We start from the raw sequence: 24,377 nt of genomic DNA, 5'->3' as shown, positions 1-24,377 counted from the left end.
AAAATGCGGCTATGAATCATCTAAGAGGGGGAAATGAAGTGGCAAACAAAGAATTGAAACGAGGTTTAGAAGCACGTCATATTCAAATGATTGCTTTAGGCGGAACAATTGGTGTTGGTTTGTTTATGGGGTCAGCCAGCACGATTAAATGGACAGGTCCGTCAGTAATGCTTGCATATGCAATCGCAGGTGTTTTCATCTTCTTCATTATGCGTGCCATGGGAGAAATGTTGTATATGGAGCCAAGCACAGGTTCATTTGCGACATTTGGCCACAAGTATATTCATCCGCTAGCTGGTTATATGACAGCGTGGAGTAACTGGTTCCAGTGGGTTATCGTTGGGATGTCAGAGATTATCGCAGTTGGGGCGTATATGAAATATTGGTTCCCAGATTTACCGGCTTGGATACCTGGTGTTATTGCAATGGTTATTCTTGGTGCTGCTAACTTAATTTCGGTTAAGTCATTTGGTGAATTTGAATTTTGGTTTGCAATGATTAAAATTGTTACGATTTTATTAATGATTATTGCCGGATTCGGTCTCATTTTCTTCGGAATTGGGAACGGAGGAGAAGCAATTGGTATATCTAATCTGTGGAAAAATGGTGGTTTCTTCACAGGTGGTTTTTCAGGATTCTTCTTTGCGCTATCACTTGTAGTTGGGGCATATCAAGGTGTGGAATTAATCGGGATTACTGCTGGTGAAGCGAAAGATCCGAAGAAGACACTTACTAGAGCAATTCAAAGCACAATTTGGCGTATTCTAATTTTCTATATTGGTGCTATTTTCGTTATTGTAACTGTTTATCCTTGGGATCAATTAAGTTCAATTGGTAGTCCGTTCGTAGCAACTTTTGCGAAGGTTGGTATTACGGCAGCTGCGGGACTTATTAACTTCGTTGTTATTACAGCGGCAATGTCTGGTTGTAACAGTGGTATTTATAGTGCTGGACGTATGCTTTATACGTTAGGTGTAAATGGGCAAGCACCGAAATACTTTGCGAAGATTTCTAGTAACGGTGTACCTTTATTCGGTACAGTTGGTGTAATTATCGGTTTAGCGGTTGGTGTTGTTTTAAGTTATATCGCGCCAAAAAACTTATTCGTATATGTATATAGTGCGAGTGTACTTCCTGGTATGGTGCCATGGTTTGTTATTTTAATTAGTCAAATTCGTTTTAGAAAAGAAAAGGGAGCAGAGATGAAAGATCATCCATTCAAAATGCCATTTGCTCCTGTTACAAACTATTTAACAATTGCCTTTTTAATTATGGTATTAATCGGTATGTGGTTTAACGATGATACTCGTATTTCACTAGTTGTAGGTATTGTTTTCTTAGCTATCGTAACAATTAGTTTCTATGCTTTCGGAATAGGGAAGAGAGCTCCGTTAGACGTTCAAAATAATCAAGAGGTTTCAAGTAAATAAAGGTAATAAAAAAGTCCGATTTCTTATTTAGAAATCGGACTTTTGTTATTAAAATTTCTCTAATACAATCTTCCCAATTGTACGTCCACTTTCAAGTAATACATGTGCTTTTTTAAGGTTTTCTGCATTAATTGGTGTTAACGTATCATTTAAAGTAGTTTGAAGAATACCTTCATCTAATAGCTCGCTTACTTTATTTAATAGTTCGTGCTGCGTACTCATATCACCAGTTTCATACATCGCTTTTGTAAACATAAACTCCCAAACGAATGTAGCACTTTTACTTTTTAAAATCCCCATCTCAAGAGGGTGCTCATTTTCTACGATAGAGCAAATTTTCCCTTGTGGTTTAATGAGGTCACCGATTGCGTGCCAATGTTGATCAGTATTGTTTAAGCAGAAGATATAATCTACATCTTTTAGCCCAAATTCTAATATTTGATCTTTTAAAGGTTGGTGATGATTAATTATATAATCGGCACCGAATTTTTCAACCCAGTGTATGGTTTCGTTGCGGGATGCGGTTGCGATTACGTTTAGTCCAGCCCATTTAGCTAACTGAATAGCAATCGAGCCAACACCACCAGCTCCGCCGATAATTAAAATGTTTTTAAATGTGTTTTCGCTTTTTTTAGAGTAATCAATCCCTAAACGCTCAAATAAACCTTCCCACGCGGTAATGGCTGTTAAAGGAATTGCTGCAGATTCAGCATCACTCAACGTTTTTGGTTTTTTACCAACAATTCTTTCATCAACTAGATGGTATTCACTATATGTACCTTGTCTCGTTATGCTTCCAGCGTAAAATACTTCATCGCCTTCTTTAAATAATGTACAACCTTCGCCAGTTTGTACGACAACGCCACAAGCATCCCAGCCAAGTATTTTTGCTACATCTTCTTTTTTATCTTTCGGAGATCGAACTTTTGTATCAACTGGGTTAACGGAAATCGCATTGATCTTAACGAGTATATCTCTTCCTGTGGCAACAGGTCTTTCAACTTCAATATCAATTAAACTGTTTTCTTCTTCAATAGGTAAGTATTCATGTAAACCAATTGCTTTCATTTTTATTCCCTCCATTAAAGTAAGAGTCTTTTTCTCTTTCATTATAGATGGGAAGTGTTGTTATGTAAAAAAGTACCCTCCTTTTTATGCTGTCGTTGATTTAGTTTTAAAATTCTGATAAATAATGTACAATCGGTATAGAAAACAATGCGAGGTGAATGACTAATGACAGCAAAACTAAGCAAAAGCGATTATTTAATCGTAATGGCAATTATCATTATGTATTCGTTAATTGGTCACGTATTAAATTTAGATGTTTTAAAAGTTATGGCTATTCATACAGATGATTTTAGCGTTAGTTTCGTAGGAATTGCTATATGTTACATCACAGCTACTGTATTGTTTTTTGCTATTCGTAAATTTAAAAATAGTAAGTGAAGATGGAATGAAAAAGTAGAAGGATTTTATTTCTAAAAAGAAGAATTTTTTACTGTATTACTTTATACGAAATTAAATGTAAAGGTGGATACATAATGACAGTGAAAAAGCTTTATTTCGTCCCAGCAGGTCGTTGTATGTTAGACCATTCTTCTGTTAATAGTACGCTCACACCGGGGAATTTATTGAACTTACCTGTATGGTGCTATTTGTTGGAGACAGAAGAGGGGCCTATTTTAGTAGATACAGGTATGCCAGAAAGTGCAGTTAATAATGAAGGGCTTTTTAACGGTACATTTGTTGAGGGACAGATTTTACCAAAAATGACTGAAGAAGATAGAATCGTAAATATTTTAAAGCGTGCAGGGTATGAGCCAGAAGATCTTTTATATATTATTAGTTCGCATTTGCATTTTGATCATGCAGGGGGAAATGGTGCTTTTTCGAATACACCGATCATTGTACAGCGTGCTGAATATGAGGCAGCGCAGTATAGAGAAGAATATTTAAAAGAGTGTATTTTGCCGAATTTAAACTATAAAATTATTGAAGGGGATTATGAAGTTGTACCAGGTGTTCAACTGTTGTATACACCGGGGCATTCTCCAGGGCATCAATCGCTATTAATTGAGACAGAAAAATCCGGTCCTGTGTTATTAACGATTGATGCATCTTATACGAAAGAAAATTTTGAAGATGAAGTGCCGTTCGCGGGATTTGATCCGGGATTAGCTTTAGCTTCAATTAAACGTTTGAAAGAGGTTGTGATAAAAGAGAACCCGATTGTTTTCTTTGGTCATGATATGGAGCAGGAAAAGAGCTGTAAAGTGTTCCCTGAATATATATAAATAGAAAAAGTCATGGGCCTATTAGCTCATGACTTTTTCTATTAAATAACCTTTTTAAATAAGTTATATACTTTTTTCGAATTACCTTCATTTAATTGATAATAAGTAAGGTCTACGTCATCAGGAGTGTTTTGATGGGCAATCATAACTTCACTACTGTTGTTATCTACTATCCAAATTAAATATTGTTTATAAGTCCCATCTTGGAAAGTAATCCACATGTTACAATCTACTGAATCAGAACCTTCTTCATCTAGCGTTAAATCGCCTTTTTTTGCTGTGTCCATACTGTTAATGAATGTTTTTAATTCATCTGTTTTTGTAAGGAAGATAGATTTTTTTGTTTTAATTGACTCTACATGTATATCTTTTATTTCCTGTTTTCCTAAAAAGACAGGAGGTGCATTTGGGTCTCTTTGAGTTGAAATAATAGTAGCTTTCTTCTTTGGTTTGCTTGCTGTATAGAAATCTTGAATAGATTTTCCAGAGTTGAAAAACCATACGATTCCAAAAATAATCAATACACTACCTAGCAGTAAAATAATTTTCTTAATAGAATATTCTCCTCTCTATTACTTCGTTTGAAGAGCTTTTCTATTAATATATGATAGGTAAGCGTAAAGTATTATAGTTGTACGTGGCTATGCTTCACAGTTTTTATAGGGCGATCAACGAGTAAATTGTAAGTAAGCCCTATTAATACGAAAATTCCACCGACAATTTTGCCCATTGAGAGTTCGTGTGACAAGAAGAAATCAATGATAGTCCCCGTAAACAATTGTCCGATAAAGATGAGTAACGTTAAATAAAATGCTGGAATTTTAGGAGTAATATAGTTTGATAATGAGATGACGATAACACCTACTAATCCGCCTAAGTATACAGCGATAGGTATGGATTGCAGTGTATGACTAGAAATATACAACGAATCTGAACTGAAAATTAAAAATAACATAGAGAAAAATAATCCAGTAATATAATTAAAAAACGTACCTTCCCAATTTCCAATTTTCTTTGCTAAATTCGCGTTAATAATTCTAGCAACAACGATGGATACTCCAACTAAAATAGCGATACAAATATATAACATATTCTTGCCCCCATTAATAAATTGTCATGATAATAATTCCAGAAGAGATGAATAATAACCCAACTAGTTTTTTCTTTTCAAACTTCGCAACTTTCATACCTAATAAACCGAAATGATCAATTACGATAGAAGCAATAGATTGACCAAGTAAGCCTAATGCGATAGTAATAGAGGCACCAAGAGCAGAGAAGCTTATATTGCTAAAAAGAACAGTGAATACACCAATCGCTCCAGCGCTATATAAATAAAGTGGAATACCTTTTTCAAAGTGAATTTTATTTTTGTTAAGGACTAGCACGAAAACAACTGCTATTAAACCTACAAGATGAATGACAACACTCGCTGTATAATTGCCAATCAACTCAGATAAAATTCCGTTCAATGGAAGCATAATGGCAATAAGCACACCAATAAAGACAGAAAGAAAGTTATACAATGTAATATCCCCTTTGTATTTCATGTTTGTAATGACTGTATCATGTTGAAATTGTGTATTACTATGACATATGTCATAGTAGAAGAAGAAAATTTTGATTAAAATGGGGATGAGTTGTAAAGGTGGGGAACTATGAAGAAAGTATGTAATTCAAATAAATTAGCAGATTATATGAAACAAAATAATATTGACTCATTTTTTAGTAGTGATATGAAGCCATATATGGAACTTATATTTTTTAAAAAGAATGAGTTCATTTGTAGAGAAAATGAAGAGATAGATTATTTATATTTCTTTGTTGAAGGAAAAGCGAAAGCGTTTAACACATTAAGTAATGGAAAGTCCGTATTATTATGTTTTTATGATAGCTTGCAATTGTTAGGGGATGTAGAGTTAATTCACTCTCAAAGGATCACTTCAAACGTACAAGTAATGGCAGATTCTTATTGTGTTGGTTTGCCTTTAGGGAAAGTTAGAAATCAGTTGTTTCATGATGCGAAATTTTTAAGATGCATTTGCGGTTCTTTAGCCAATAAATTAAATCGACTTTCAAAAAATAGTACAATTAATTTACTATATCCGCTTGAAAATCGACTTGCGAGTTATATGTTAGCAGCAGGGGAACGAGCGGTTCAGCACGGAAATAGAATTGTGTTTAGTGGGAATTTAACGGAAACAGCCGAATTGTTAGGAACGAGTTATCGGCATTTATTACGAACATTAAATGTTTTTTGTGATAAAGAGATTATAAAGAAAAATAATGGATGTTTTGAAGTGATGAATGTAGATGTTTTGCGGGAATTGGCGGCGGATGTATATAAATAGGAGGGTATTATAAATGATTACACCTATATTTAGAATTTTTGATATTGAAAAGGCTCAGTTATTTTACTTTAATTTTTTAGGATTTAAACTGGATTGGGAACATCGGTATGAGGAAAATATGCCATTATATATGCAAATTTCGTTAAAGGATGCTGTGATACATTTATCTGAGCATCATGGTGATGCATCACCAGGCGGTGCGATTCGTGTGAAAATGAAAGATTTAAAAAACTACCAAACTGTATTATCGAGTAAAGAATATTTATATTCTAAACCTAATATAGAAAAAACACCTTGGGATACACTTGAATTAACAGTGATTGATCCATTTTCAAATAGAATTACATTTTATGAGGAAATGGTTTAGAAATTGAGGTGTCATAAATAATTTATCAAAATAGGGGTTACAATGAAAAGAAAAATAGTGATAATTTCAGATATTTATGGAAATAGTCACGCTTTAAAGGCGGTATTAAAAGATATTTCACGTCGTAAGGTCGAAATGATAATAAATTTAGGTGATAGTGTGTATGGGCCGTTAGATCCTTTAGGGACAATTGAAATATTAATGAGTAACGAGATGATACATATTAAGGGGCGTTTACTTTATAGTGAACTGCTCTTTTTATTTTGGGTAGATATTGAATTATATAAAAATAAAATGTTATGATTATGGAAACGTATGAACATATGAACATGTATTCATGTGTTTGTGGGAAGGAGGGATTGGAGTGAAAGATATAATTATCGTTGGAGCTGGTCAAGCTGGATTAGCAATGGGATACTACTTGAAGCAGGAAGGATATAGTTTCTTATTACTTGAGGCGGGAAACCGAATTGGTGATTCATGGAGAAACCGATATGATTCTTTGCAGCTTTTTACACCGAGGGCATATAGTAGCTTGCCAGGTATGGCATTAATAGGAGAGAAAAATGGATTTCCATATAAAGATGAGATTGCAAATTATTTAGAAGGATATGCAACGTATTTTAAATTACCTGTACAATTGCAAACTGAAGTTTTAAAAATAAAGAAAGAAAAAGATATATTCGAATTACATACTTCTAAAGAAATATTACAATCAAAAAAAATTATTATCGCATCAGGCGGTTTTCAGCAACCATTCATCCCCTCATTTTCACAACATCTTTCATCACATATTTTTCAAATACATTCATCACAATATAAAACACCATCACAAATTCCTAAAGGGAAAATACTAGTAGTAGGTGGTGGGAATTCAGGAATGCAAATAGCAGTAGAACTTGCAAAAACTTATGAAGTTACGATGTCTATCAGTCATCCTTTAACGTTTTTACCGTTACATCTATTAGGAAAAAGTATTTTTTATTGGTTAGAAAAAACAGGTTTATTATATGCCGAAATAAATACAAAGAGAGGAAGGTGGTTTCAGGGGAAAAAGGACCCCATTTTTGGTTTTGAAGGTAAAGAACTCATTCGTAATGGAGCAATAAAACTACAGAAAAAAGTGGTAAGTGCATCAGGAAATAACATTATGTTTCAAAATGGTGATACATATAGTGCAGAAAGCGTTATATGGTCAACTGGTTTTATGCAAGATTATAAATGGATTGAAATAGAAAAGGCAGTGAACGAGAAAGGATTTCCTAATCATATAAAGGGAATAAGTCCAGTAAGAGGATTATATTATATTGGTTTGCCATGGCAATCTCAAAGGGGTTCGGCACTTATTTGTGGTGTAGGAAAGGATGCGGCGTATTTGCGTTCTGAAATCAAAAAAATAGATCAGTAGCAACAGCTACTGATCATCCATATGTACATGAATTAGGAGAGGTCAAACATTTCAAACGTTTATTAGCTTTATTATAATAGATTTTCATGAAATAAAAAACTGAAAATTCTCATTTTTTGTTGAGAAAGTTTTTTGTATCGAAATATATAAAAAACCAGGGATTTCTATTGAAAGAAAATATGATATTTATATTTTAGTAAGTATGATATAGTCGATATAAGATTTATTTCCTTAAATTAGGTTTTTTGTATAGTAATTACATTCACAGTTGGAAAGGGGAAAAGATTGTGAAGTTTGATGATCAACGTCTACTAGGAATACGATTAGGTTCTGTACTCATAACAGAAGAAAATCAATATTTAGTAATTAAGAAGAAAGATCATTATGCACTATTAAACATACATAATTTAGAATGTACACATGTCGAAGTGCAGTTAGAACATATTGAAGAACTGCTGCATGAAGATTTCCAAGAAAGTATATCGGAAATTATAGCACCAGAACATATTAAAATTGTGGTGAAAAATGTTATATAAAGAAAGAAGCTGGGAGAATCAGCTTCTTTCTTTATATCTGTTTCGTTCATTATAGGGATAACATTTTTAAAACCTCACCAATAATCCCATCCTTTTGATGAACACCTAAATCCGAGTTCGTCATAATAACAGCGCCATTACCTCGGTATGGATTACATACAATCATACATTGAAATCCAACACCCCATCCAAGTGAGTAAATTTGTAAGTCTTCATTAGAATCATCTAGAAAAATACCTAATCCAGTCCATTTTGAGCAGCCTTGAGGAGAAATCATATCTAGTACTGTTTTTTGAGAAAGTTCTAGTTTGCTATTTCCTTGTAAGGAATGAATGAGTTCGATTACTAAAGCTGATAAGTCGGTTGGTGTTGTCCAAATGCCTGAAGCAGCTGCGAATGGATAAAATGGATAGTTCTCATTTGTTACAGTTTCATCTTTATTATGCCCGCAAGCAAAAGCATCGGTTTTATCTATGACTTCGGGAGAGAAGAGTGTACTATTTTTCATTTGTAGTGGCTGGAAGATAAGTTCTTCTAGTAACTGACTAAATGATTTCCCAGTAATATCTTCTAGTAGTTGTTCGATTATACAAAAGTTTGCGTCTGAGTAGTGAAATTCACTTTCTGGTTCATAATTCATTTCTATAGGTACTGGGCAATATAATGTTCTACCAGAAAGGACTTCAGGAATTTTAGGTATTCCTTTCTCTAGCTTATAATGTTCAAAACTATTAGGAGGATCAATGATTCCAGATTGGTGACTTAATAAGTTTCGCAACGTGACTTTTTTCTGTGAAGTAAATAGATTGGTAGGGATGTTCCAGGATGTGAGTCTATCAGTTACGTCTTCATCTAAATGTACGATTTCTTGATCTGATAATGTTAGTACGAGCATTGTGGTGATGAATTTGCTAATAGAACAAGAATTGAGGATGGAATCCGTAGTGACAGTTCTATTTGTTCCAGATTCAAGTGTTCCAAAGGCAGTCGCTTCGTTTAGTTTGCCATCACGTATGACGGCAAGGCTTAAACCAGCAACGGAATATTGGTTCATTTTCTCGTATATATTGTTACTTTTTAAGTTCATAGTTGCTCCTTTCTTTTTAAAAATAGAATATTAACTTTATTATACATTGTTAATCTATGAGAGGTGATGTGAATGGAATTAAAAGTTAATTTTTAATATAGAGAAAGAGAATAAAAGAAAAAACCTCATCATTTTTGATGAAGTGTCCTCTTTTATTTTGCAGAAATTCGCATTATAAACTGAAGTAATTTATCTCTATACATATACATTAGCCATAGAGTTGATATGTAGGAAATAAGTGCTCCTTTGTTTTCAATTGGTGCATTGAAAACAAGCCAACCAACTATATCAAATAATAAATGTAGTGCAATTGAAAGAACTACAAATTATAGTAACGTATTCAAAAATCGTTTCATAAAGTGTCCCCCTAATATAAAAGGTTTATCAATAGTGTTGTATATCACTATTATACATTAAACGTGTCCTATGGTAAAATTTACATAAGTTACTTAAATAAAACATATGAAAGCTAGTGAAGGAGGAGCAGTCATGGAATTTTGGATTTATGTATATTGCTGAAAAATTAAATAAAATCCAAAAGAAAAATGATGCGCGTTTAAAGAGGATGGAAGATAGATTACAATTAATTACGAAAGAGATGGGAATTGTAGAAAGAGAACCTGAGATTAATAAAGAATTACGTCAGCTTGTGGAAGATGGAAAAACGATTACAGTAGTTAAGAGAGTAAGAGAAGCATTTGGTTTTTCAATACTAGAAGCAAAGCAATATGTCGATAAATTATGAAGAAGATCATCCAATTGGATGATCTTTTTTTAATGAATCATACGTGTATTTACATAAATTGCTATTATAAAGTGTCCAATTACAATGATAGGAATAATGATTTTGACATTAGGAGTAGTGAAGACACTACCAATTTGTGATTTTAAGTTTTAAAGCGTACAGAATTTTGCACGCTTTTTTATTAGTTGCATGAAAAATATGTAAAAAAAGATGGAACAAACTTTTGAGATGAATTGTCTAATATAGGTAATAACTATTTAGTTTGAAAGAAAGGGTGGAGAAAATGAAAAAGAATACATTATTAAAATTAGGGGTATGTGTTAGTTTACTAGGAACAACTCAATTTGTTAGCACAATTTCTTCTGTGAAAGCAGAACAAAAGCTAGAGCAAAAAGTAATAAAGAATGAGACCGGAACTATTTCACTTTCTCAGTTAAACAAAAATGTATGGGTTCATACGGAGTTAGGTTATTTTAACGGAGAAGCAGTTCCTTCGAGTGGTCTAGTTCTTACTACTTCTAAAGGGTTAGTACTTGTCGATTCTTCTTGGGATGATAAGTTAACGAAGGAATTAATAGAGATGGTAGAAAAGAAATTTAAGAAGCGCGTAACGGATGTCATTATTACACATGCGCACGCTGATCGAATTGGCGGGATAAAAACGTTGAAAGAAAGAGGTATTAAAGCGCATAGTACAGCACTAACTGCGGAATTAGCAAAGAAAAATGGATATGAAGAGCCGCTTGGAGACTTACAAACAATTACAAATTTGAAGTTTGGAAATATGAAAGTAGAAACGTTCTATCCGGGGAAAGGTCATACAGAAGATAATATTGTTGTATGGTTACCACAATATAAAATTTTAGCTGGAGGCTGTTTAGTGAAATCTGCTGAAGCGAAAGATTTAGGGAATGTTGCTGATGCATATGTAAATGAATGGTCCACATCAATTGAAAATGTGTTGAACCGATATGGAAATATGAATTCAGTAGTACCTGGTCATGGTGATGTAGGGGACAAAGGATTGCTTTTACATACACTGGATTTGTTGAAATAAGAAACAAAGAATAAAATAATGATGAAGCTTATTGTAGATGTAAGAAATTTTTGGAAGAAAAAAGAGAGGAGAAAACAATTTTCTCCTCTCTTTTTTCTAACTATATTGAAATGCTGAAGCTATCGATTACGCCTGCATATGTCACTGAGATTTTAATTCTAAGTATACAAATACCAGTACCGTCATAATTGCTATAACAACGTAAGTAACATCAAGCATTATAAGTGTCTTTAAAGTTTCAGTCATCCTAATTCACCCCTGTTATAAAGATATAACATGATCTCTCTATCAATTAAATAAGAGGTCATAAAGATAAAATGTACATGAAATTTCTTAAGTAGTTTCTATATTAATATATCATAAATTAATGTAAACAATGTTAAGGTAGTGTAAAAGTACTGTAAATAAAGGGAGTTCTCATAATAACCTTAAAACATTCTCAACTAATAAAATACGCTATTCTTTCTTTTGGATTATAAGAAAGAATAGCGTATTTATATGTGAAATTTTGTATTTTATAAATCAAAATTATTTACGCAAGAGATTCAAAATGCTTTATCGCCAAATATAGTAAGAAATCTTAGTTTTGTACAATGAGCTAGTAAAAGATTCATTTTTATTTATATATTGTTAGACTTTCTTTAAAGCAATTATTTAGTGATTTGGAAGCATCAACAGAAGTGTGCATGCTTATGTATAAATTTTAGAGTGTCAATAAAAATATTATGTAAACAATGTGAACTGTCACAAATTTTCATATATTATTGTGATTGATATCACATCCCTTTTTCTCAATGGGTATTATGCTTAGTTTGTAAGGAATGATTGGGAGAGGGTGGGATGATAATGTTTTGTTATCAATGTGAACAAACGCCAACAGGCGGATGCAAAGTGATGGGTGTTTGCGGTAAGAATGAAACCATTGCAAGTTTACAAGATACGATTGTGTTTGGATTAAAAGGAATTGCTGCTTATCGTACTCATGCTGCTCAGCTAGGGTATACAGATGCATTTGTAGATGCTACAACGCAAGAAGCGTTATATATGACATTAACAAATTCTAATTTTAATGAACAAGAACATATTGATATGGCTATGAAAGTCGGAAAGGCAGCTTTACGGGTGATGGAGTTATTAGATGAGGCACATACGAACCACTTTGGTGTTCCAGAGCCTGTTCAAATTACACAAAATCATGTAGAAGGTAAGGCAATTGTAGTTACTGGTCATAATTTATTTGCATTAGAGGAATTATTAAAGCAAACAGAAGGAAAAGAAATTAATATTTATACGCATTCTGAAATGTTACCAGCACACGGATATCCAAAGCTGAAAAAATATAAACATTTAAAAGGAAACATTGGTAAGGCATGGTACGATCAACGACGCCTTTTTGAAAAATTCACTGGTGCCATATTAGCTACAACGAACTGTGTTATGCCAATTAAAGGATCATACTCTGATCGATTCTTTTCATATGATATTGCAGGCTTAGAGGGCGTACAAAAAATTGAAAATGATGATTTTGCACCATTGATTCAAAAAGCGCTAGAGCTTCCCGAAGTACATATGGAGTCGGATGAACAGTTAGTAACAGGATTTCATCATAATACAGTATTATCATTAGCTCCAGAAATTATTGAGGCAGTAAAGGAAGGGAAAATAAAGCGTTTCTTTGTCATCGCAGGTTGTGATGCACCAGGAAAAGGCGGGGAATACTATCGTGAATTAGCAACGTCACTTCCTCCAGAAACGGTTATTTTAACAACTTCTTGTGGGAAATTCCGCTTTAATGATGTAAGTTATGGTGTTGTACCTGGTACGGAGATTCCGCGTTACATTGACTTAGGGCAATGTAATAACTCAATTTCTACAGTGAAAATAGCGGCCGCTTTAGCAGATGCTTTTCAATGTGAAGTAAATGAATTGCCAGTGAGTATTGTCCTATCATGGTTTGAACAAAAAGCAGTTGCCATTTTACTTGGGCTATTTAGTCTTGGTATTCAAGATATTCGCATTGGTCCAAAGGCCCCTGAATTTATTTCACCTGGTGTGCTTGATGTATTACAAGAAACATTTGGTTTAAAACTAATTACAACCGCAGCAGAAGACATGAATATGATGTTATCGTAACAAAAAGGATGTCCTATATGTAGAGTTGGCTTTATAAAGAATTTGTATGTATTCGCAAGCTCATGTATTAGATGCACAGGTGCATTAGTAGAAGAACAAAAAAAATGATCCGTCTTCTTAATAAGGAGAGCTAGCCACATTCATTAACTTCGGAATATTATAACGCCCAAAACAAAAATGCGGAATTTTTGTTTTGGGGTATTTCCTTTTCTTAGCTGGATAGGTATGTGGTGAGATTTTTTAAAAAGAAAATAGGCAGTATCCAATAGGTAATAGCGGATTTTTTAAAAAATTTAAAAGTCCAGTTGACATTCACCTCTACTTAGTCATACAATGTACTTGTAATAAGTAATACTGAATAGCGTGATTTCTTGAAATATATTTAGTAAACAATAGGAAAAAGCGGATTTAAGAAAAAATTTAAAAATCGAGTTGACATTCTATCTACTTAGTCATAAAATGTAGTTGTAATAAGTAATACTGAATAGTGTGGTTTCTCAAAATCTATTCAGTAAAAAATTCGCCTTAGTACTCTGTGATACTGAATATAAGTCAGACAGAATAGGGGGTAGAGGAGGATCAGAATATGGAAAATTTAACTGAAATGCTGAAAGGTTCGCTGGAAGGATGTGTACTGGAAATCATCAGCCGCCGTGAAACCTATGGCTATGAGATTACCCGTCACCTGAATGATCTTGGGTTTACCGAAGTCGTGGAAGGAACGGTCTATACCATCCTTGTGCGATTAGAGAAGAAAAAACTTGTGAATATTGAAAAGAAACCATCAGATATGGGGCCGCCTCGTAAGTTTTATTCACTAAATGAGGATGGCCGTCAGGAGCTTGAATTATTTTGGAGAAAATGGGATTTTGTATCATCAAAAATTAACGTCTTGAAGTCAAACTAGCCTCATAAGATAAAATATTCGGCCGATATTTTGGGAGTTTCTTGTTCTGCTTTATAAAAAAGGAGGAAAAATAATATGTTGGAAATGTTCAAAAAATTAATTGGTGATAAAAAAGAGTACAAAATGATGATGGCACGGGTTGGAGTTCTGCCAGAGGACTACCAATTTGTGTTTAAGAAAATCCAAAACTACATGTGGAATTTCTCAGCGGGCAACGGGATGGATATGCTACACATACAGTATGAATTAATCGATTTGTTTGAAGCCGGTGCGGCGGAAGGCAGACAAGTGCTGGAAATCACTGGGGAGGACGTGGCATCCTTTGCTGACGAACTAGTGGCAAACGCTAAAACTTATGTCTCCAAGTATCGTGAAGATTTGAATGAAAGTATCATGAAGCAATTGAGAAAAAAATAAATGCAAAAGGTAATACCGACTGATTAGCTGGTTACAAATGTGAATTGCCACCATCGCTATTCAGTTATATTTTTAAATCAGTACTAAGTAATACAGAATATCAGTAATACTAAATAGAGGAGTGTAGGCAGTCTAGCTTTACAAAACATTTTTTAAGGAGGAAAAAAGCATGAGCAACACAGTGATTTCTGTAAAAGGGTTAAAAAAATCCTTTAAAGATAAGGAAGTGTTAAAAGGGGTAGATTTTGAAGTGCAGCGTGGCGAAATTTTCGCGCTGCTGGGCTCAAATGGAGCGGGCAAGACGACGATGGTCAATATCCTCTCTACGCTGATGAAGCAAGATGGCGGCGAAGTAGGTGTTTGCGGTTTTGACGTCCAGCGTCAATCGGATCATGTTCGTCAAAGTATCAGTCTGACAGGGCAGTTTGCAGCTTTAGACGGTATGCTCACGGGGAGAGAAAACTTGATAATGATTGCCAATTTGCGTGGAGTTTCTAGTCCTGCTCAAGTCGCTGATAATTTGCTTGCAAGATTTAGCCTGACCGATGCAGCCAACCAGAGGGCAGACCAGTATTCAGGTGGGATGAAGCGCCGGCTTGACATCGCGATGAGTTTGATCGGAACGCCAGCAGTCATTTTTCTCGATGAACCGACGACAGGGCTTGACCCCGAAGCGCGGATTGAAGTGTGGGATACCGTCAAGGAACTTGCCGGCGGTGGCACAACCATCTTGCTGACAACCCAGTACCTGGAGGAAGCCGAACAACTGGCGGACCGTATCGCTATCTTGCATGGCGGAAAAATTATTACGACTGGTACTCTTACTGAACTTAAAGAGATGTTCCCGCCAGCAAAAGTGGAGTATATCGAGAAGCAGCCGACATTGGAAGAAATTTTCCTTGCGATCATCGGCAAAAAGGAGGAGATGTAAATGAAAAGCAAAACAGGGGTATTACTAGGGCGCTTAATGCGCAACATTATGCGGAGTCCAGATACGATTATTACGGTAGCGATTACACCGATTATGATGATGCTGTTGTTTGTCTACGTATTTGGCGGCGCCATAAAGACAGGAACGGATAACTACGTCAATTATTTATTGCCGGGAATCTTGCTGATGGCTATCGCATCCGGTGTCGCTTACACATCCGTGCGGTTGTTTACGGATGTAAAGAGTGGGCTGATGGCACGTTTCATTACTATGCCTATCAAGCGCTCGTCGGTATTATGGGCTCACGTATTAACCTCACTTGTTGCTAATGTACTTACTATCGTGGTGGTTATCCTTGTTGCGCTCTTAATGGGCTTCCGTTCCAGCGCTAATATTCTGGATTGGCTTGCGGTAGCTGGAATACTTGGGATGTTTACGCTGGCGCTAACATGGTTGGCTATCATTCCCGGGTTGACAGCGAAGTCTATGGAAGGGGCGACAGCCTACTCATACCCGCTAATTTTTCTGCCCTTTATTAGTTCGGCCTTTGTTCCTACCGAAACGATGCCAAAAATTGTTCGTGCGTTCGCTGAGAACCAGCCTGTAACTTCAATCGTGAATGCGATTCGTGCCCTCTTATATGAAGGGACTGTTGGTAACGATATTTGGATTGCACTTGCTTGGTGCGTTGGCATCATGGTTATCGCTTACTTCTTCGCCGGTAAAGCATTTAAACGTCAGTTAGGGTAAGTGCACCATCGGTTCGGTGCCCTATGGTAACTAAATCTTCTGAAATGAAATATATGCTTGGAAAAGTGGATTAAAATCACATTAATCTTAGTTATTGCTATAATTGTTAGTATTTTTACTGGTTATGTAGTTGGTACGTAAGTAGATTCAGACGCTGAAAAAAGCAGACTGAGAGAGTTAAAGGGGAAGAGATAATATTTTGACCGCAATTCTAATCGTCATATAATAAATGCAATTTTTATACATGAAAAGCCCACCTATTTCCGTAGGTGGGCCATATCTTTATTACACAATACGAAAGTATACTCTCTTTTTCTAAATATGAAATTATGCATATTTAGAAAAAACTACACTTAATAAATATTACATATAGTAAATGGAAACTTATGGTGTTATTCTTTTAAAAGGTGTAACATGTCAAACGTTATAGAAGGTGCGCTGGTACTAAGTTAGAGAAGTTCTTTTTTTCTGAAAAATGCATATTAATTCGATATTTGTGATAAATATTCAGTTGGATGATTTTATGTTTTCTTAATTTATTCCTTTACATCTACAATGATTATTTATTATAACAGTTTTCGCGTCTAAAATAAGATGTTTCAGCAAAAGGGAATATAACTATCTTTATAATGAGTTCCCAATATAGTCAACGTTTTAACAAAAAGGATATCTGTATTATTTTCTCCTTTTTGCTAACTAATACAGCTTCAAAAAATAGACACAATTGCTACATGCCAATTGTAATTTATTATCTATTCATAATTCTGTTTATTCTGTCTTTCTAAAAATAAAAAAAAATTAGACTCGCAAATATAAACGTTATAATGAGGGCGTCGAGAGGTAACCGATTACCTACGGAGAAAATATCAAACATTTTAAAATTGGACAGACTGAAACGATTAATTGCAGAAAGGTGTGTGACCAGAAGGAGAATTTCTTCAAAATAGTTTAGTAGCAGCGGATATCGTATTAGCTGGTGTAAACAATATCATCAATGCTGACGAAGTATAGGGTTGGAGGATAAATGCCTCGCACATTAAGAGAGACAGCTTTAGGTGGAATCGTTTACAATATGGTGCATCAAGTAAGCGATTCATTTTTAAGAATGGTCTATATTCTTAAGCCTAAAAAGAGACGTAAGAATAGGATACAAGGGGGATTTATTATATGAATGGGAATACTGCAAAAAAAATAGAATTTCAAGCTGAAAATACTGCAGTGAAAAATGAGGAATATCTAGATCCTAAAAAGTGGCATAAACAAGATACTACCTGGGCATTGAGCCTTTTTGGAACAGCAATTGGAGCAGGAGTACTCTTTTTACCTATTAATGCAGGTTCAGGTGGTTTATTATCATTACTGTTAATTACGATACTTGCATTTCCTGTTATGTATTACTCACATAGGGCACTTGCTAAAATGATATACGCTTCTAATTCTGCTGATGAGGGGATCACAGGTACAATAAGAGAGTATTTTGGAAATAAGGCAAGTATCATTTTTAACATAGTATATTTCGTTTCAATTTATACGATCGTGCTGATGTATTCGGTTGCACTTACAAATACTGCAAGTAGTTTTATCGTGCATCAATTGCACATGCCGGAGCCTCCAAGGGCCATTTTATCTCTTGTATTAGTGCTCGGCCTTATAGCTATACTAAATTTTGGTCAAGATATCATTGTAAAGATAATGAGCATGCTAGTATATCCTTTTATCGTGTCTTTACTTTTTATCTCAATATCTTTAATTCCACAGTGGAATACGTCAATGCTCAGTTTTTCAAGTGTTTCTACTGCTTCAACAGGAACAGGGTATTTTGGAGTGATATTGATGATACTACCAATCATAGTATTCTCATTTAATCATTCTCCTCTGATTTCGTCATTTGTTATAAAACAGAGAGCTACCTATGGAATAGAAGCTACTGATGCCAAATGTGCTCAAATACAAAAAGTTTGTTATATTATGACATTCGTAGTAGTTATGTTCTTTGTTTGGAGTAGTGCACTGAGTTTAACTCCAAAAGATCTTATGATGGCTAAAGAACAAAACTTATCAATTCTATCGTATCTTGCTAATGAGCTTAATTCACCAGTAATCACTATTGCAGCTCCTATCATTGCTTTTGTGGCTATAACTAAGTCTTTCCTTGGCCATTATATAGGGGCATATGAGGTAATGCGTGACGTAATTATCAAGTTTGGTAAAACACGCGGAAAAGCTATCGAAGAAAAAACAGTTAAGACAATGATTCTTGCTTTTGTCGTATTAACATGTTGGTATGTTGCTTATGCAAATCCAAGTATTCTTGGAATCATTGATGCCCTTAGCGGTCCGTTAGTTGCTGCGATCTTATGTCTATTACCAATGTATGCGATTCGTAAAGTACCAGTACTGGCTAAATACAGAGGGAAAATGAGCAATGTATTTGTCATTATTGTAGGTATACTTACTGTCCTAGCAAGTATTAAGTCATTATTCTAATTCGCTATTGTTAGTTCAAGTGCTAAAATAGTGGGATTTGAAAAAAGAATGAAAGAGATTATGGATAAGATAAATCCACATTAGAATATTAAACAAGTAATTTAGTGAGGGTTAAAATCTAATATAAAAAGACATGAACAAAGATTAGTTCATGTCTTTTTTTGTGTTGGCGTTATTCTTAGAAGAGCGTTTAAAGTAGCGGTAACGAATAAAATGTTTTTACTAGGTATTTAAATAGGGGTAACTGGCATCTAGTCAAACTCAATATTATTTTGAGTGTAACTGGTCACTGCTTATGGGCAGTATAAACATAATCTCTCTTTTAAACCTTCTAACAATTCTTCAGGTACTTCCCTAATTTTGATACCCTTACCTAGGAAAAGTAGCCAATTTGTTATTTCTGTTAATTCATCGAGATTGTTAACATTGATAAAAGTCTTTAAAATGGCTGTGGATTGGTAAGGATTTGTATAGGAAATAGAAATTTTTATAGGATGGTATTTTTTGAACTGGGCAATCGCTTTTGGACCAAGTTCAAGTACAAGGTTGATTGCTTCGTCCTTCTTACTGAGTTTTTCTAAAATTTTTTTCTTGCTTAATCTATTTTTCATCGTATAGGGTTCGACATTAATGAGATGATCGACAAGAAACATCTTCTTTTTTTCTTCTTTTATGTCAAAGCCTTCAATTATCCAATGGCTTTTTTCTTGATAAAGGTGTAGTAGATAAATTGGATAAGACTTGATTTCCGCTTCTTCTTTTATGGTAATCAATAAATGGCTATCCAAAAGAAGGATTTGGATGAGTTTTTCTAACATAGGATGGGGGAGGTCAGAAAGCTCAAGTAGGTCAGGATTATGAGGGTTAGTCCCTTCAAAAAGCAAGATTTGATTTAAAAGAACAAGGTCATCTTGCTGGATTTCTGAGATGAGTCCTAGTAGTTTTTCAGCTAGAGACTGACGACTTTTCAAATAGGGAAGTTGTTGATTTCTTGTGGCCATAAAGGCAATAAAAAGAGCTTTGACCTCATTATCAGTAAAGCGAACGACGGGCAGGATAGAGTTATGCATGACAAAATAGCCCCCAGCCCTTCCAACTTCAGCGACGAGCGGCATCCCCATGGCTTCAACCTCTCTAATGTCTCTAATAGCTGTCGATCGTGAGATGTTAAATTCTCGTATGATTTCAGAAATTGTAAAGTGGGAGCGGTTGTTGATGTACCGCATGATGGTATTAATCCGTTCAACTTTTTTCATGTTGGTCTCCTAAACAGTATCATTTTTTGACATGATTTAAGGATATTATAAACTTATCAGATGAAAAGATAAATCATTTGATTAATTTAAAAAAGAGGAAGGTTTTGAAGATGAAAAATTATACTTTAGAAGAAAAAGATAGCTTTATCGTGTTAGGTATTGGAACTGAACTTAAGAGCGAATACACAGACTTTGCTGGAATAAATAAAGAAAAAGAAGACTTTTGGGAGGCCGTTAAACAAGATGGAAGGCTTGACACTTTAAAGGATTTAGCTACAAATGATTACATTTTTTCTGTGAGCGAAGCGGTGAATAACAAGATGATGTATTATGCTGGTGTTATGACAGAGGCACAAATACAAGAAGAATCTAGAGTTATCCAGTTTCCTATGGGGGAATATTTAGTAGTTAAAGGGGAAGGCAAGACGGCTGAGGAGCTAAGTAATAAGCTTACTGGCATTGCCTTTGGTCAAGTCTTACCTGAAGTTAAGGATTTTGCCTATGTTGGTGGGCCAAATGCGACGGTTGAGATGGGGCAGCGAAACGGCTTAGTTTTTGGTGAAATGTGGATTCCTGTTGTTAGGAAGTAAAGAGATTAAAGGAGAGATGGAATTGTCCGATATCGTTGATTTTAAAAACGTAACTACAGCTGGCTTAGAGTCTTCACCTATAGCGGAAGCGCTTGCTGGTTTACGTGCTCATGAAGCACGTTACTTTATGAACAAATACAAGCATGAATTTACGGTTGTACCAGCTAGTGAAAGCGAGGAGACTCTAGATTACGTGAACCGCGTTTTGAAAGAAGAACGTGATATTGAGTTTGCGGCAAAACCTTTAGAAATATCGTGTTTTCAAGTGGAAAATATTAAATTTGCCTATGTCTTCTATGAGGATGGTCTTGCAGTCAACGTCATGTATACGTTGGATAACCCGAAGAAGCGGGCTGTTGGATTTAAGCTTTCTGAGGGAATGGAGATACCAAAGGAGTTAGCAGAGAAGTTTAAGTTTGCTAGGCAGAAGTCTAAACTTGCTGGAACAATTCGGGGTTCGTTTTTTGTAATAAAAGGAGAATATAGTGCAAGTTGAAGAACCAGTCATTTGTTGTATTGGGTTATTTTTTTAAAAGATGCGATTAAGGCTAACAATCTTGAATTGTTAGTCTTTTTTCACATAAGTATAATATTCATAGTCTGCTACACGCGACGTTCTTATAAAATGAAACAAAAGGAAATTACTATAAGGGGGTGGTGGGGTGAGCAAAAAAAGGCTATTTGAGTTATTCTTAGTAACTTTTGCTTTACTATTCCTTCATGTAAGCACATTTACCAATGAAAAATTGAACGATAAATTTGGTAACTTTACCTTCTTTGTTGTATTTCTCATGTTTTATATCAACGTTGCATGTATAGAGCGGTATTTTGATGATATACAAAAGTGGATTCGAAATATCATATTTCTTCTTGCCCTGTTAGTAGTAACTTTAATATCACTATGGATAGGTTACTTTTAAATCCTTACTTCCGAGAACGGGAATTATGTCAAAAGTAAAGCCGGTCTACTGTACGTTTTTAGTGGATTGGTGGCCGATAAAATCTTGTAGTAGAAGCAACAGAAAAAAGGATAACAATAATTAAAGGCTGACATGATTCAACTTAGTTATAAAAAATTAATAAATATTACAAGAAAACCATCAATTTGAACAATCTTTTTTCAAATTGATGGTTTTTATTTTTGAAAAAATAACTATTTTATAAAAAATATTTTTTTGACCCCCATAAAATTATTTATTCCTTCGAATATATATAAGTAGAAGAAAGCAGTAGAAGAAAGCAAATGAAAGAAAAAGCTAAAATTACCAAAAATATAGAGAAGAGTTATTCAAAGATTGCAGATAAAATAGAAAAAGAGCAAGAAGAACAAGAAGAACAAGTGGTATTGCAAAAGAAAACAAAAAAGCAGTACAAAATATAGACTTCACTTTAGTGCAAGTGGAAAAAATAGTCATCTAAAAAAAGTTGGCCTCGAAAAATATGAGTAATAGCAAGGAGACAAGCCCAAAGAAAAGTACTAAGAAAATGTGGTTAAATGGTCACTTGTTTAGTGACCATTTTGCTATTTGAAGCAGAAGGAGGCAGGGAGATTACTAGTGTTGAGTTTAGTAATGAAGATCTTAAAAAAAACGAAAATAGAAGATATCGTATTTAACATACAAAACAACGGAGGAGATAAGGAAGCTTTTATCGTACAGTATCAGCCGTTTATTAGAAAATCAATTTCGTCTGTCTGCCGCCGATATATTACAGAACAGGATGATGAATATAGCATTGGGTTGTTTGCGTTTAACGAAGCAATTGAACAGTATTCATATAAAAAAGGGAAATCTTTTCTAGCGTTTGCTAATCTTCTTATAAAAAGAGATGTAATTGACTATATACGCAAGGAGTCTAAGCATAATCTTGTCTTTTTAAAAGAAGATAAGCAAGAGGAAATATTAGAAATGCAAGTATCGCTTACGGAGTATATGAAAGAGATGGAAAATAGTAACCGTAAGGAGGAAATTCTTCATTTTCAAAGTGTGCTAGCTGAGTTTAAAATCACATTTTCAGAGCTTGCTAAGGAATCTCCTAAGCATCGTGATACGCGTGAGCACTTAATAGAAATTGTAAAGATTATTATAAAAGACGAGAAAATGATGGAAGAGCTGTTCAGAAAGAAAAAGTTACCGCTGAAACATATTGAACCGCGTGTTAGGGTAAGTCGTAAAACGTTGGAGCGACATAGAAAATACATTATTGCGATGTGTATTATTTTTGCAAACAACTATACATATATTCTTGATTATATAAGAGGGGAGAAGCATGATGAATAAAGGAATTGTGATGGATATAAAAAAACATAGCGTAGTTGTTTTAACTCCAAATGGAGAGTTTATTACGTTTAAAAGAAAAGTACACTCTTACATGATTGGAGAGGAAATCTCGTTTAACAAACAAGAGCAAAGAGCACCGCGTTATTCAATCCCTTCTTTCTTAAAGCCTGCATCATTACTTGTTACTTGTTTTCTATGTGTGTTGCTGTTTTTCTACAACCAACCGGAAGAAAAAGTATTTGCTTATGTCTCAGTGGATATAAATCCAAGTTTAGAGGTGAGCGTAACAAAGGATCTTCGTGTTATAGATTTGCGAGCTTGTAATGATGATGGAAGGCGTATTTTAAAAGAAATGAAACGATGGGAAAATAAAGACCTGCAAGACGTAATACGTACTATTATAAAGCAGAGTCAAGAGGATAAGTACTTAACGAATGATAAGCAAGTTATGCTAACAGCTGTTACAAAGGACAAGACGCTAGAACCACAGTTGGAAAAGGCTATGCAAAAATTAAAGAAAGAGTATGAGACAAAACACGTTACAGTCGTATATCAAAGCAGTACGATGCAAATGCGGGAGAATGCCATGAAAGCAGGAGTTGGCACAGGTGTTTATATAAAGCGAGAGAATGAGAAGCAGAAATCACTTACTCCTCCTGCACCGCCGTCTAATCAAGAGGAGCGCGATGAGGAGATACATTCGCAACAAAAGTCATCTCCTGATATATCATCGGATTCGTCTCCTGTAAAAGAAAAAATACATGATAAGCAGGAGTATATAGAACAAAAGCAATACAAGGAACAGCAACCGAAGCAAATAAAAGAAAATAATGGACATCAGCAAGAGAATAATGGTAGAGGATCTCAGCAAGGAAATAATGGACATCAGCAAGAGAATAATGGTAGAGAGTCTCAAGGAAATAATGGACATCAGCAAGAGAACAATGGTAGAGAGTCTCAAGGAAATAACGGACACCAGCAAGAGAACAATGGTAGAGAGCCTCAAGGAAATAATGGACACCAGCAAGAGAACAATGGTAGAGAGTCTCAAGGAAATAATGGACACCAGCAAGAGAACAATGGTAGAGAGTCTCAAGGAAATAACGGACACCAGCAAGAGAACAATGGTAGAGAGTCTCAAGGAAATAATGGACACCAGCAAGAGAACAACGGTAGAGGATCTCAGCAAGGAAATATAAACGAAAATAACGGACCTAAAAATGAGGACAAAAACATTCCTGTCACACAACATCAAGGGAATGAAAAGAAGAATCCATAGAATATTGAAGATGGAGATTCGTTTCATATTAGGACGGATATCATTTTGTACAGCAACCTCACCAAATGGTGAA

At 34.7% G+C, this 24,377-nt stretch carries 27 protein-coding genes and 4 pseudogenes; 24 read left to right on the top strand and 7 right to left on the bottom strand.

Annotation, left to right across the window (positions count from 1 at the left end; all coding sequences use genetic code 11):
- Window positions 1-38 precede the first annotated feature (38 nt).
- Complete coding sequence (locus NSQ47_RS10780; protein ID WP_131231030.1) at window positions 39-1,430, top strand: amino acid permease; 1,392 nt, start codon at window positions 39-41, stop codon at window positions 1,428-1,430.
- Window positions 1,431-1,478: 48 nt separating this feature from the next.
- On the opposite strand, the gene NSQ47_RS10775 is transcribed toward NSQ47_RS10780, so the two are convergent.
- Window positions 1,479-2,498: a zinc-binding alcohol dehydrogenase family protein gene (locus NSQ47_RS10775; RefSeq protein ID WP_341036856.1), complete on the bottom strand. Its 1,020-nt coding sequence runs from the start codon at window positions 2,496-2,498 to the stop codon at window positions 1,479-1,481.
- Window positions 2,499-2,663: 165 nt separating this feature from the next.
- On the opposite strand from NSQ47_RS10775, the gene NSQ47_RS10770 reads away from it, so the two are divergent.
- Together NSQ47_RS10770 and aiiA are read left to right on the top strand one after the other, a co-directional pair.
- Window positions 2,664-2,876, top strand: coding sequence for a hypothetical protein (locus NSQ47_RS10770; protein ID WP_341036855.1), 213 nt, complete (start codon window positions 2,664-2,666; stop codon window positions 2,874-2,876).
- A gap of 95 nt (window positions 2,877-2,971) precedes the next feature.
- Entirely contained in the window at window positions 2,972-3,724 is a 753-nt protein-coding gene (aiiA, locus tag NSQ47_RS10765; protein ID WP_341036854.1) for a quorum-quenching N-acyl homoserine lactonase AiiA, read from the top strand.
- Window positions 3,725-3,765: 41 nt separating this feature from the next.
- Here the strand turns inward: aiiA and NSQ47_RS10760 are convergent, their stop codons facing one another.
- The 3 genes from NSQ47_RS10760 to NSQ47_RS10750 form a co-directional block, all read right to left on the bottom strand.
- A complete protein-coding gene (locus tag NSQ47_RS10760; protein ID WP_002161034.1) occupies window positions 3,766-4,245 on the bottom strand; it encodes a hypothetical protein in 480 nt (159 codons plus the stop codon).
- Window positions 4,246-4,349: 104 nt separating this feature from the next.
- Entirely contained in the window at window positions 4,350-4,814 is a 465-nt protein-coding gene (locus NSQ47_RS10755) for a DMT family transporter (protein ID WP_002121102.1), read from the bottom strand.
- A 13-nt stretch (window positions 4,815-4,827) separates the two neighbouring features.
- Window positions 4,828-5,274, bottom strand: a complete 447-nt coding sequence (locus NSQ47_RS10750; RefSeq protein ID WP_002121099.1) for a DMT family transporter — start codon at window positions 5,272-5,274, stop codon at window positions 4,828-4,830.
- A gap of 108 nt (window positions 5,275-5,382) precedes the next feature.
- On the opposite strand from NSQ47_RS10750, the gene yeiL reads away from it, so the two are divergent.
- The 5 genes and pseudogenes from yeiL (at window position 5,383) to NSQ47_RS10725 (ending at window position 8,386) form a co-directional block, all read left to right on the top strand.
- A complete protein-coding gene (gene yeiL / locus NSQ47_RS10745) occupies window positions 5,383-6,075 on the top strand; it encodes a transcriptional regulator YeiL (RefSeq protein WP_002110988.1) in 693 nt (230 codons plus the stop codon).
- Window positions 6,076-6,088: 13 nt separating this feature from the next.
- Window positions 6,089-6,442 carry a glyoxalase superfamily protein gene (locus NSQ47_RS10740; protein ID WP_002110987.1) on the top strand — a complete coding sequence of 118 codons (354 nt, stop codon included), beginning with the start codon at window positions 6,089-6,091 and terminating at the stop codon, window positions 6,440-6,442.
- A gap of 42 nt (window positions 6,443-6,484) precedes the next feature.
- Window positions 6,485-6,673: pseudogene (locus tag NSQ47_RS10735) on the top strand (metallophosphoesterase family protein); the annotation flags it as partial.
- Between the two features lie 133 nt (window positions 6,674-6,806).
- Window positions 6,807-7,850: a flavin-containing monooxygenase gene (locus tag NSQ47_RS10730; RefSeq protein ID WP_341036853.1), complete on the top strand. Its 1,044-nt coding sequence runs from the start codon at window positions 6,807-6,809 to the stop codon at window positions 7,848-7,850.
- A 287-nt stretch (window positions 7,851-8,137) separates the two neighbouring features.
- Window positions 8,138-8,386, top strand: a complete 249-nt coding sequence (locus NSQ47_RS10725) for a hypothetical protein (RefSeq protein WP_341036852.1) — start codon at window positions 8,138-8,140, stop codon at window positions 8,384-8,386.
- A gap of 49 nt (window positions 8,387-8,435) precedes the next feature.
- On the opposite strand, the gene NSQ47_RS10720 is transcribed toward NSQ47_RS10725, so the two are convergent.
- Window positions 8,436-9,473 carry a serine hydrolase domain-containing protein gene (locus NSQ47_RS10720; RefSeq protein WP_340824938.1) on the bottom strand — a complete coding sequence of 346 codons (1,038 nt, stop codon included), beginning with the start codon at window positions 9,471-9,473 and terminating at the stop codon, window positions 8,436-8,438.
- A 505-nt stretch (window positions 9,474-9,978) separates the two neighbouring features.
- Between NSQ47_RS10720 and NSQ47_RS10715 the strand changes: the two genes are divergently transcribed.
- Window positions 9,979-10,218: a hypothetical protein gene (locus NSQ47_RS10715; protein ID WP_002161040.1), complete on the top strand. Its 240-nt coding sequence runs from the start codon at window positions 9,979-9,981 to the stop codon at window positions 10,216-10,218.
- Between the two features lie 29 nt (window positions 10,219-10,247).
- On the opposite strand, the pseudogene NSQ47_RS10710 reads toward NSQ47_RS10715, so the two are convergent.
- Window positions 10,248-10,352 (bottom strand): annotated as a pseudogene (locus tag NSQ47_RS10710) (DUF3784 domain-containing protein); the annotation flags it as partial.
- A 149-nt stretch (window positions 10,353-10,501) separates the two neighbouring features.
- Between NSQ47_RS10710 and bla2 the strand changes: the two are divergent.
- From bla2 to NSQ47_RS10670, 9 genes and pseudogenes are all read left to right on the top strand, one after another.
- Entirely contained in the window at window positions 10,502-11,275 is a 774-nt protein-coding gene (gene bla2, locus NSQ47_RS10705; RefSeq protein WP_341036851.1) for a BcII family subclass B1 metallo-beta-lactamase, read from the top strand.
- Between the two features lie 846 nt (window positions 11,276-12,121).
- Window positions 12,122-13,408 carry a hydroxylamine reductase gene (gene hcp, locus NSQ47_RS10700; protein ID WP_215571870.1) on the top strand — a complete coding sequence of 429 codons (1,287 nt, stop codon included), beginning with the start codon at window positions 12,122-12,124 and terminating at the stop codon, window positions 13,406-13,408.
- 586 nt (window positions 13,409-13,994) lie between these two features.
- Window positions 13,995-14,315, top strand: coding sequence for a PadR family transcriptional regulator (locus NSQ47_RS10695; RefSeq protein ID WP_002087595.1), 321 nt, complete (start codon window positions 13,995-13,997; stop codon window positions 14,313-14,315).
- 75 nt (window positions 14,316-14,390) lie between these two features.
- Window positions 14,391-14,732, top strand: coding sequence for a DUF1048 domain-containing protein (locus NSQ47_RS10690; RefSeq protein WP_341036850.1), 342 nt, complete (start codon window positions 14,391-14,393; stop codon window positions 14,730-14,732).
- A 169-nt stretch (window positions 14,733-14,901) separates the two neighbouring features.
- Window positions 14,902-15,663 (top strand): ABC transporter ATP-binding protein, encoded by a 762-nt coding sequence (locus tag NSQ47_RS10685; protein WP_341036849.1) that lies wholly within the window; start codon window positions 14,902-14,904, stop codon window positions 15,661-15,663.
- The gene (locus NSQ47_RS10680) at window positions 15,664-16,413 is read left to right on the top strand and encodes an ABC transporter permease (RefSeq protein WP_002014105.1); all 750 of its coding nucleotides are present in this window, start codon (window positions 15,664-15,666) and stop codon (window positions 16,411-16,413) included.
- A gap of 57 nt (window positions 16,414-16,470) precedes the next feature.
- Window positions 16,471-16,665: pseudogene (locus NSQ47_RS28225) on the top strand (PRK06770 family protein); the annotation flags it as partial.
- Between the two features lie 611 nt (window positions 16,666-17,276).
- Window positions 17,277-17,434, top strand: a pseudogene (locus NSQ47_RS10675) (L-serine ammonia-lyase, iron-sulfur-dependent, subunit alpha); the annotation flags it as partial.
- A 146-nt stretch (window positions 17,435-17,580) separates the two neighbouring features.
- Window positions 17,581-18,900, top strand: coding sequence for an aromatic amino acid transport family protein (locus tag NSQ47_RS10670; RefSeq protein ID WP_002110964.1), 1,320 nt, complete (start codon window positions 17,581-17,583; stop codon window positions 18,898-18,900).
- 293 nt (window positions 18,901-19,193) lie between these two features.
- Here the strand turns inward: NSQ47_RS10670 and NSQ47_RS10665 are convergent, their stop codons facing one another.
- The gene (locus NSQ47_RS10665) at window positions 19,194-20,156 is read right to left on the bottom strand and encodes a helix-turn-helix transcriptional regulator (protein ID WP_341036848.1); all 963 of its coding nucleotides are present in this window, start codon (window positions 20,154-20,156) and stop codon (window positions 19,194-19,196) included.
- Window positions 20,157-20,266: 110 nt separating this feature from the next.
- Here NSQ47_RS10665 and NSQ47_RS10660 point away from each other — a divergent pair, with 110 nt between their 5' ends.
- From NSQ47_RS10660 to NSQ47_RS10635, 6 genes are all read left to right on the top strand, one after another.
- Window positions 20,267-20,746: a GyrI-like domain-containing protein gene (locus tag NSQ47_RS10660; protein WP_033710900.1), complete on the top strand. Its 480-nt coding sequence runs from the start codon at window positions 20,267-20,269 to the stop codon at window positions 20,744-20,746.
- Entirely contained in the window at window positions 20,733-21,242 is a 510-nt protein-coding gene (locus NSQ47_RS10655; RefSeq protein WP_070170449.1) for a phage tail protein, read from the top strand. The genes NSQ47_RS10660 and NSQ47_RS10655 overlap by 14 nt, the downstream gene beginning before the upstream one ends.
- Before the next feature lie 166 nt (window positions 21,243-21,408).
- Window positions 21,409-21,666 (top strand): DUF3963 domain-containing protein, encoded by a 258-nt coding sequence (locus tag NSQ47_RS10650; protein WP_002110957.1) that lies wholly within the window; start codon window positions 21,409-21,411, stop codon window positions 21,664-21,666.
- Between the two features lie 323 nt (window positions 21,667-21,989).
- On the top strand, window positions 21,990-22,127 hold the full coding sequence (locus NSQ47_RS10645; protein ID WP_341036847.1) for a hypothetical protein: 138 nt from the start codon (window positions 21,990-21,992) through the stop codon (window positions 22,125-22,127).
- 175 nt (window positions 22,128-22,302) lie between these two features.
- A complete protein-coding gene (sigI, locus tag NSQ47_RS10640) occupies window positions 22,303-23,025 on the top strand; it encodes an RNA polymerase sigma factor SigI (protein WP_341036846.1) in 723 nt (240 codons plus the stop codon).
- Window positions 23,018-24,304 carry an anti-sigma-I factor RsgI family protein gene (locus tag NSQ47_RS10635; RefSeq protein WP_341036845.1) on the top strand — a complete coding sequence of 429 codons (1,287 nt, stop codon included), beginning with the start codon at window positions 23,018-23,020 and terminating at the stop codon, window positions 24,302-24,304. The genes sigI and NSQ47_RS10635 overlap by 8 nt, the downstream gene beginning before the upstream one ends.
- The last annotated feature ends 73 nt before the right edge of the window (window positions 24,305-24,377 follow it).

The sequence above is a fragment of the Bacillus sp. FSL R10-2780 genome (assembly GCF_038006125.1).
Classification (GTDB): domain Bacteria; phylum Bacillota; class Bacilli; order Bacillales; family Bacillaceae_G; genus Bacillus_A; species Bacillus_A cereus_U.
This window is presented reverse-complemented; position numbering and strand designations above follow the sequence as displayed.

Excerpts from the sequence above, each read along its gene's own strand:
- NSQ47_RS10740 (WP_002110987.1), top strand. The coding sequence starts at position 6,089 with ATGATTACACCTATATTTAGAATTTTTGATATTGAAAAGGCTCAGTTA.
- yeiL (WP_002110988.1), top strand. The coding sequence starts at position 5,383 with ATGAAGAAAGTATGTAATTCAAATAAATTAGCAGATTATATGAAACAA.
- NSQ47_RS10635 (WP_341036845.1), top strand. The coding sequence starts at position 23,018 with ATGAATAAAGGAATTGTGATGGATATAAAAAAACATAGCGTAGTTGTT.
- aiiA (WP_341036854.1), top strand. The coding sequence starts at position 2,972 with ATGACAGTGAAAAAGCTTTATTTCGTCCCAGCAGGTCGTTGTATGTTA.
- NSQ47_RS10775 (WP_341036856.1), bottom strand. The coding sequence starts at position 2,498 with ATGAAAGCAATTGGTTTACATGAATACTTACCTATTGAAGAAGAAAAC.
- NSQ47_RS10685 (WP_341036849.1), top strand. The coding sequence starts at position 14,902 with ATGAGCAACACAGTGATTTCTGTAAAAGGGTTAAAAAAATCCTTTAAA.
- NSQ47_RS10645 (WP_341036847.1), top strand. The coding sequence starts at position 21,990 with ATGAAAGAAAAAGCTAAAATTACCAAAAATATAGAGAAGAGTTATTCA.
- NSQ47_RS10715 (WP_002161040.1), top strand. The coding sequence starts at position 9,979 with ATGTATATTGCTGAAAAATTAAATAAAATCCAAAAGAAAAATGATGCG.
- bla2 (WP_341036851.1), top strand. The coding sequence starts at position 10,502 with ATGAAAAAGAATACATTATTAAAATTAGGGGTATGTGTTAGTTTACTA.
- NSQ47_RS10755 (WP_002121102.1), bottom strand. The coding sequence starts at position 4,814 with ATGTTATATATTTGTATCGCTATTTTAGTTGGAGTATCCATCGTTGTT.
- NSQ47_RS10665 (WP_341036848.1), bottom strand. The coding sequence starts at position 20,156 with ATGAAAAAAGTTGAACGGATTAATACCATCATGCGGTACATCAACAAC.
- NSQ47_RS10660 (WP_033710900.1), top strand. The coding sequence starts at position 20,267 with ATGAAAAATTATACTTTAGAAGAAAAAGATAGCTTTATCGTGTTAGGT.
- NSQ47_RS10690 (WP_341036850.1), top strand. The coding sequence starts at position 14,391 with ATGTTGGAAATGTTCAAAAAATTAATTGGTGATAAAAAAGAGTACAAA.
- NSQ47_RS10680 (WP_002014105.1), top strand. The coding sequence starts at position 15,664 with ATGAAAAGCAAAACAGGGGTATTACTAGGGCGCTTAATGCGCAACATT.
- NSQ47_RS10720 (WP_340824938.1), bottom strand. The coding sequence starts at position 9,473 with ATGAACTTAAAAAGTAACAATATATACGAGAAAATGAACCAATATTCC.
- NSQ47_RS10770 (WP_341036855.1), top strand. The coding sequence starts at position 2,664 with ATGACAGCAAAACTAAGCAAAAGCGATTATTTAATCGTAATGGCAATT.
- NSQ47_RS10750 (WP_002121099.1), bottom strand. The coding sequence starts at position 5,274 with ATGAAATACAAAGGGGATATTACATTGTATAACTTTCTTTCTGTCTTT.
- NSQ47_RS10695 (WP_002087595.1), top strand. The coding sequence starts at position 13,995 with ATGGAAAATTTAACTGAAATGCTGAAAGGTTCGCTGGAAGGATGTGTA.
- NSQ47_RS10670 (WP_002110964.1), top strand. The coding sequence starts at position 17,581 with ATGAATGGGAATACTGCAAAAAAAATAGAATTTCAAGCTGAAAATACT.
- hcp (WP_215571870.1), top strand. The coding sequence starts at position 12,122 with ATGTTTTGTTATCAATGTGAACAAACGCCAACAGGCGGATGCAAAGTG.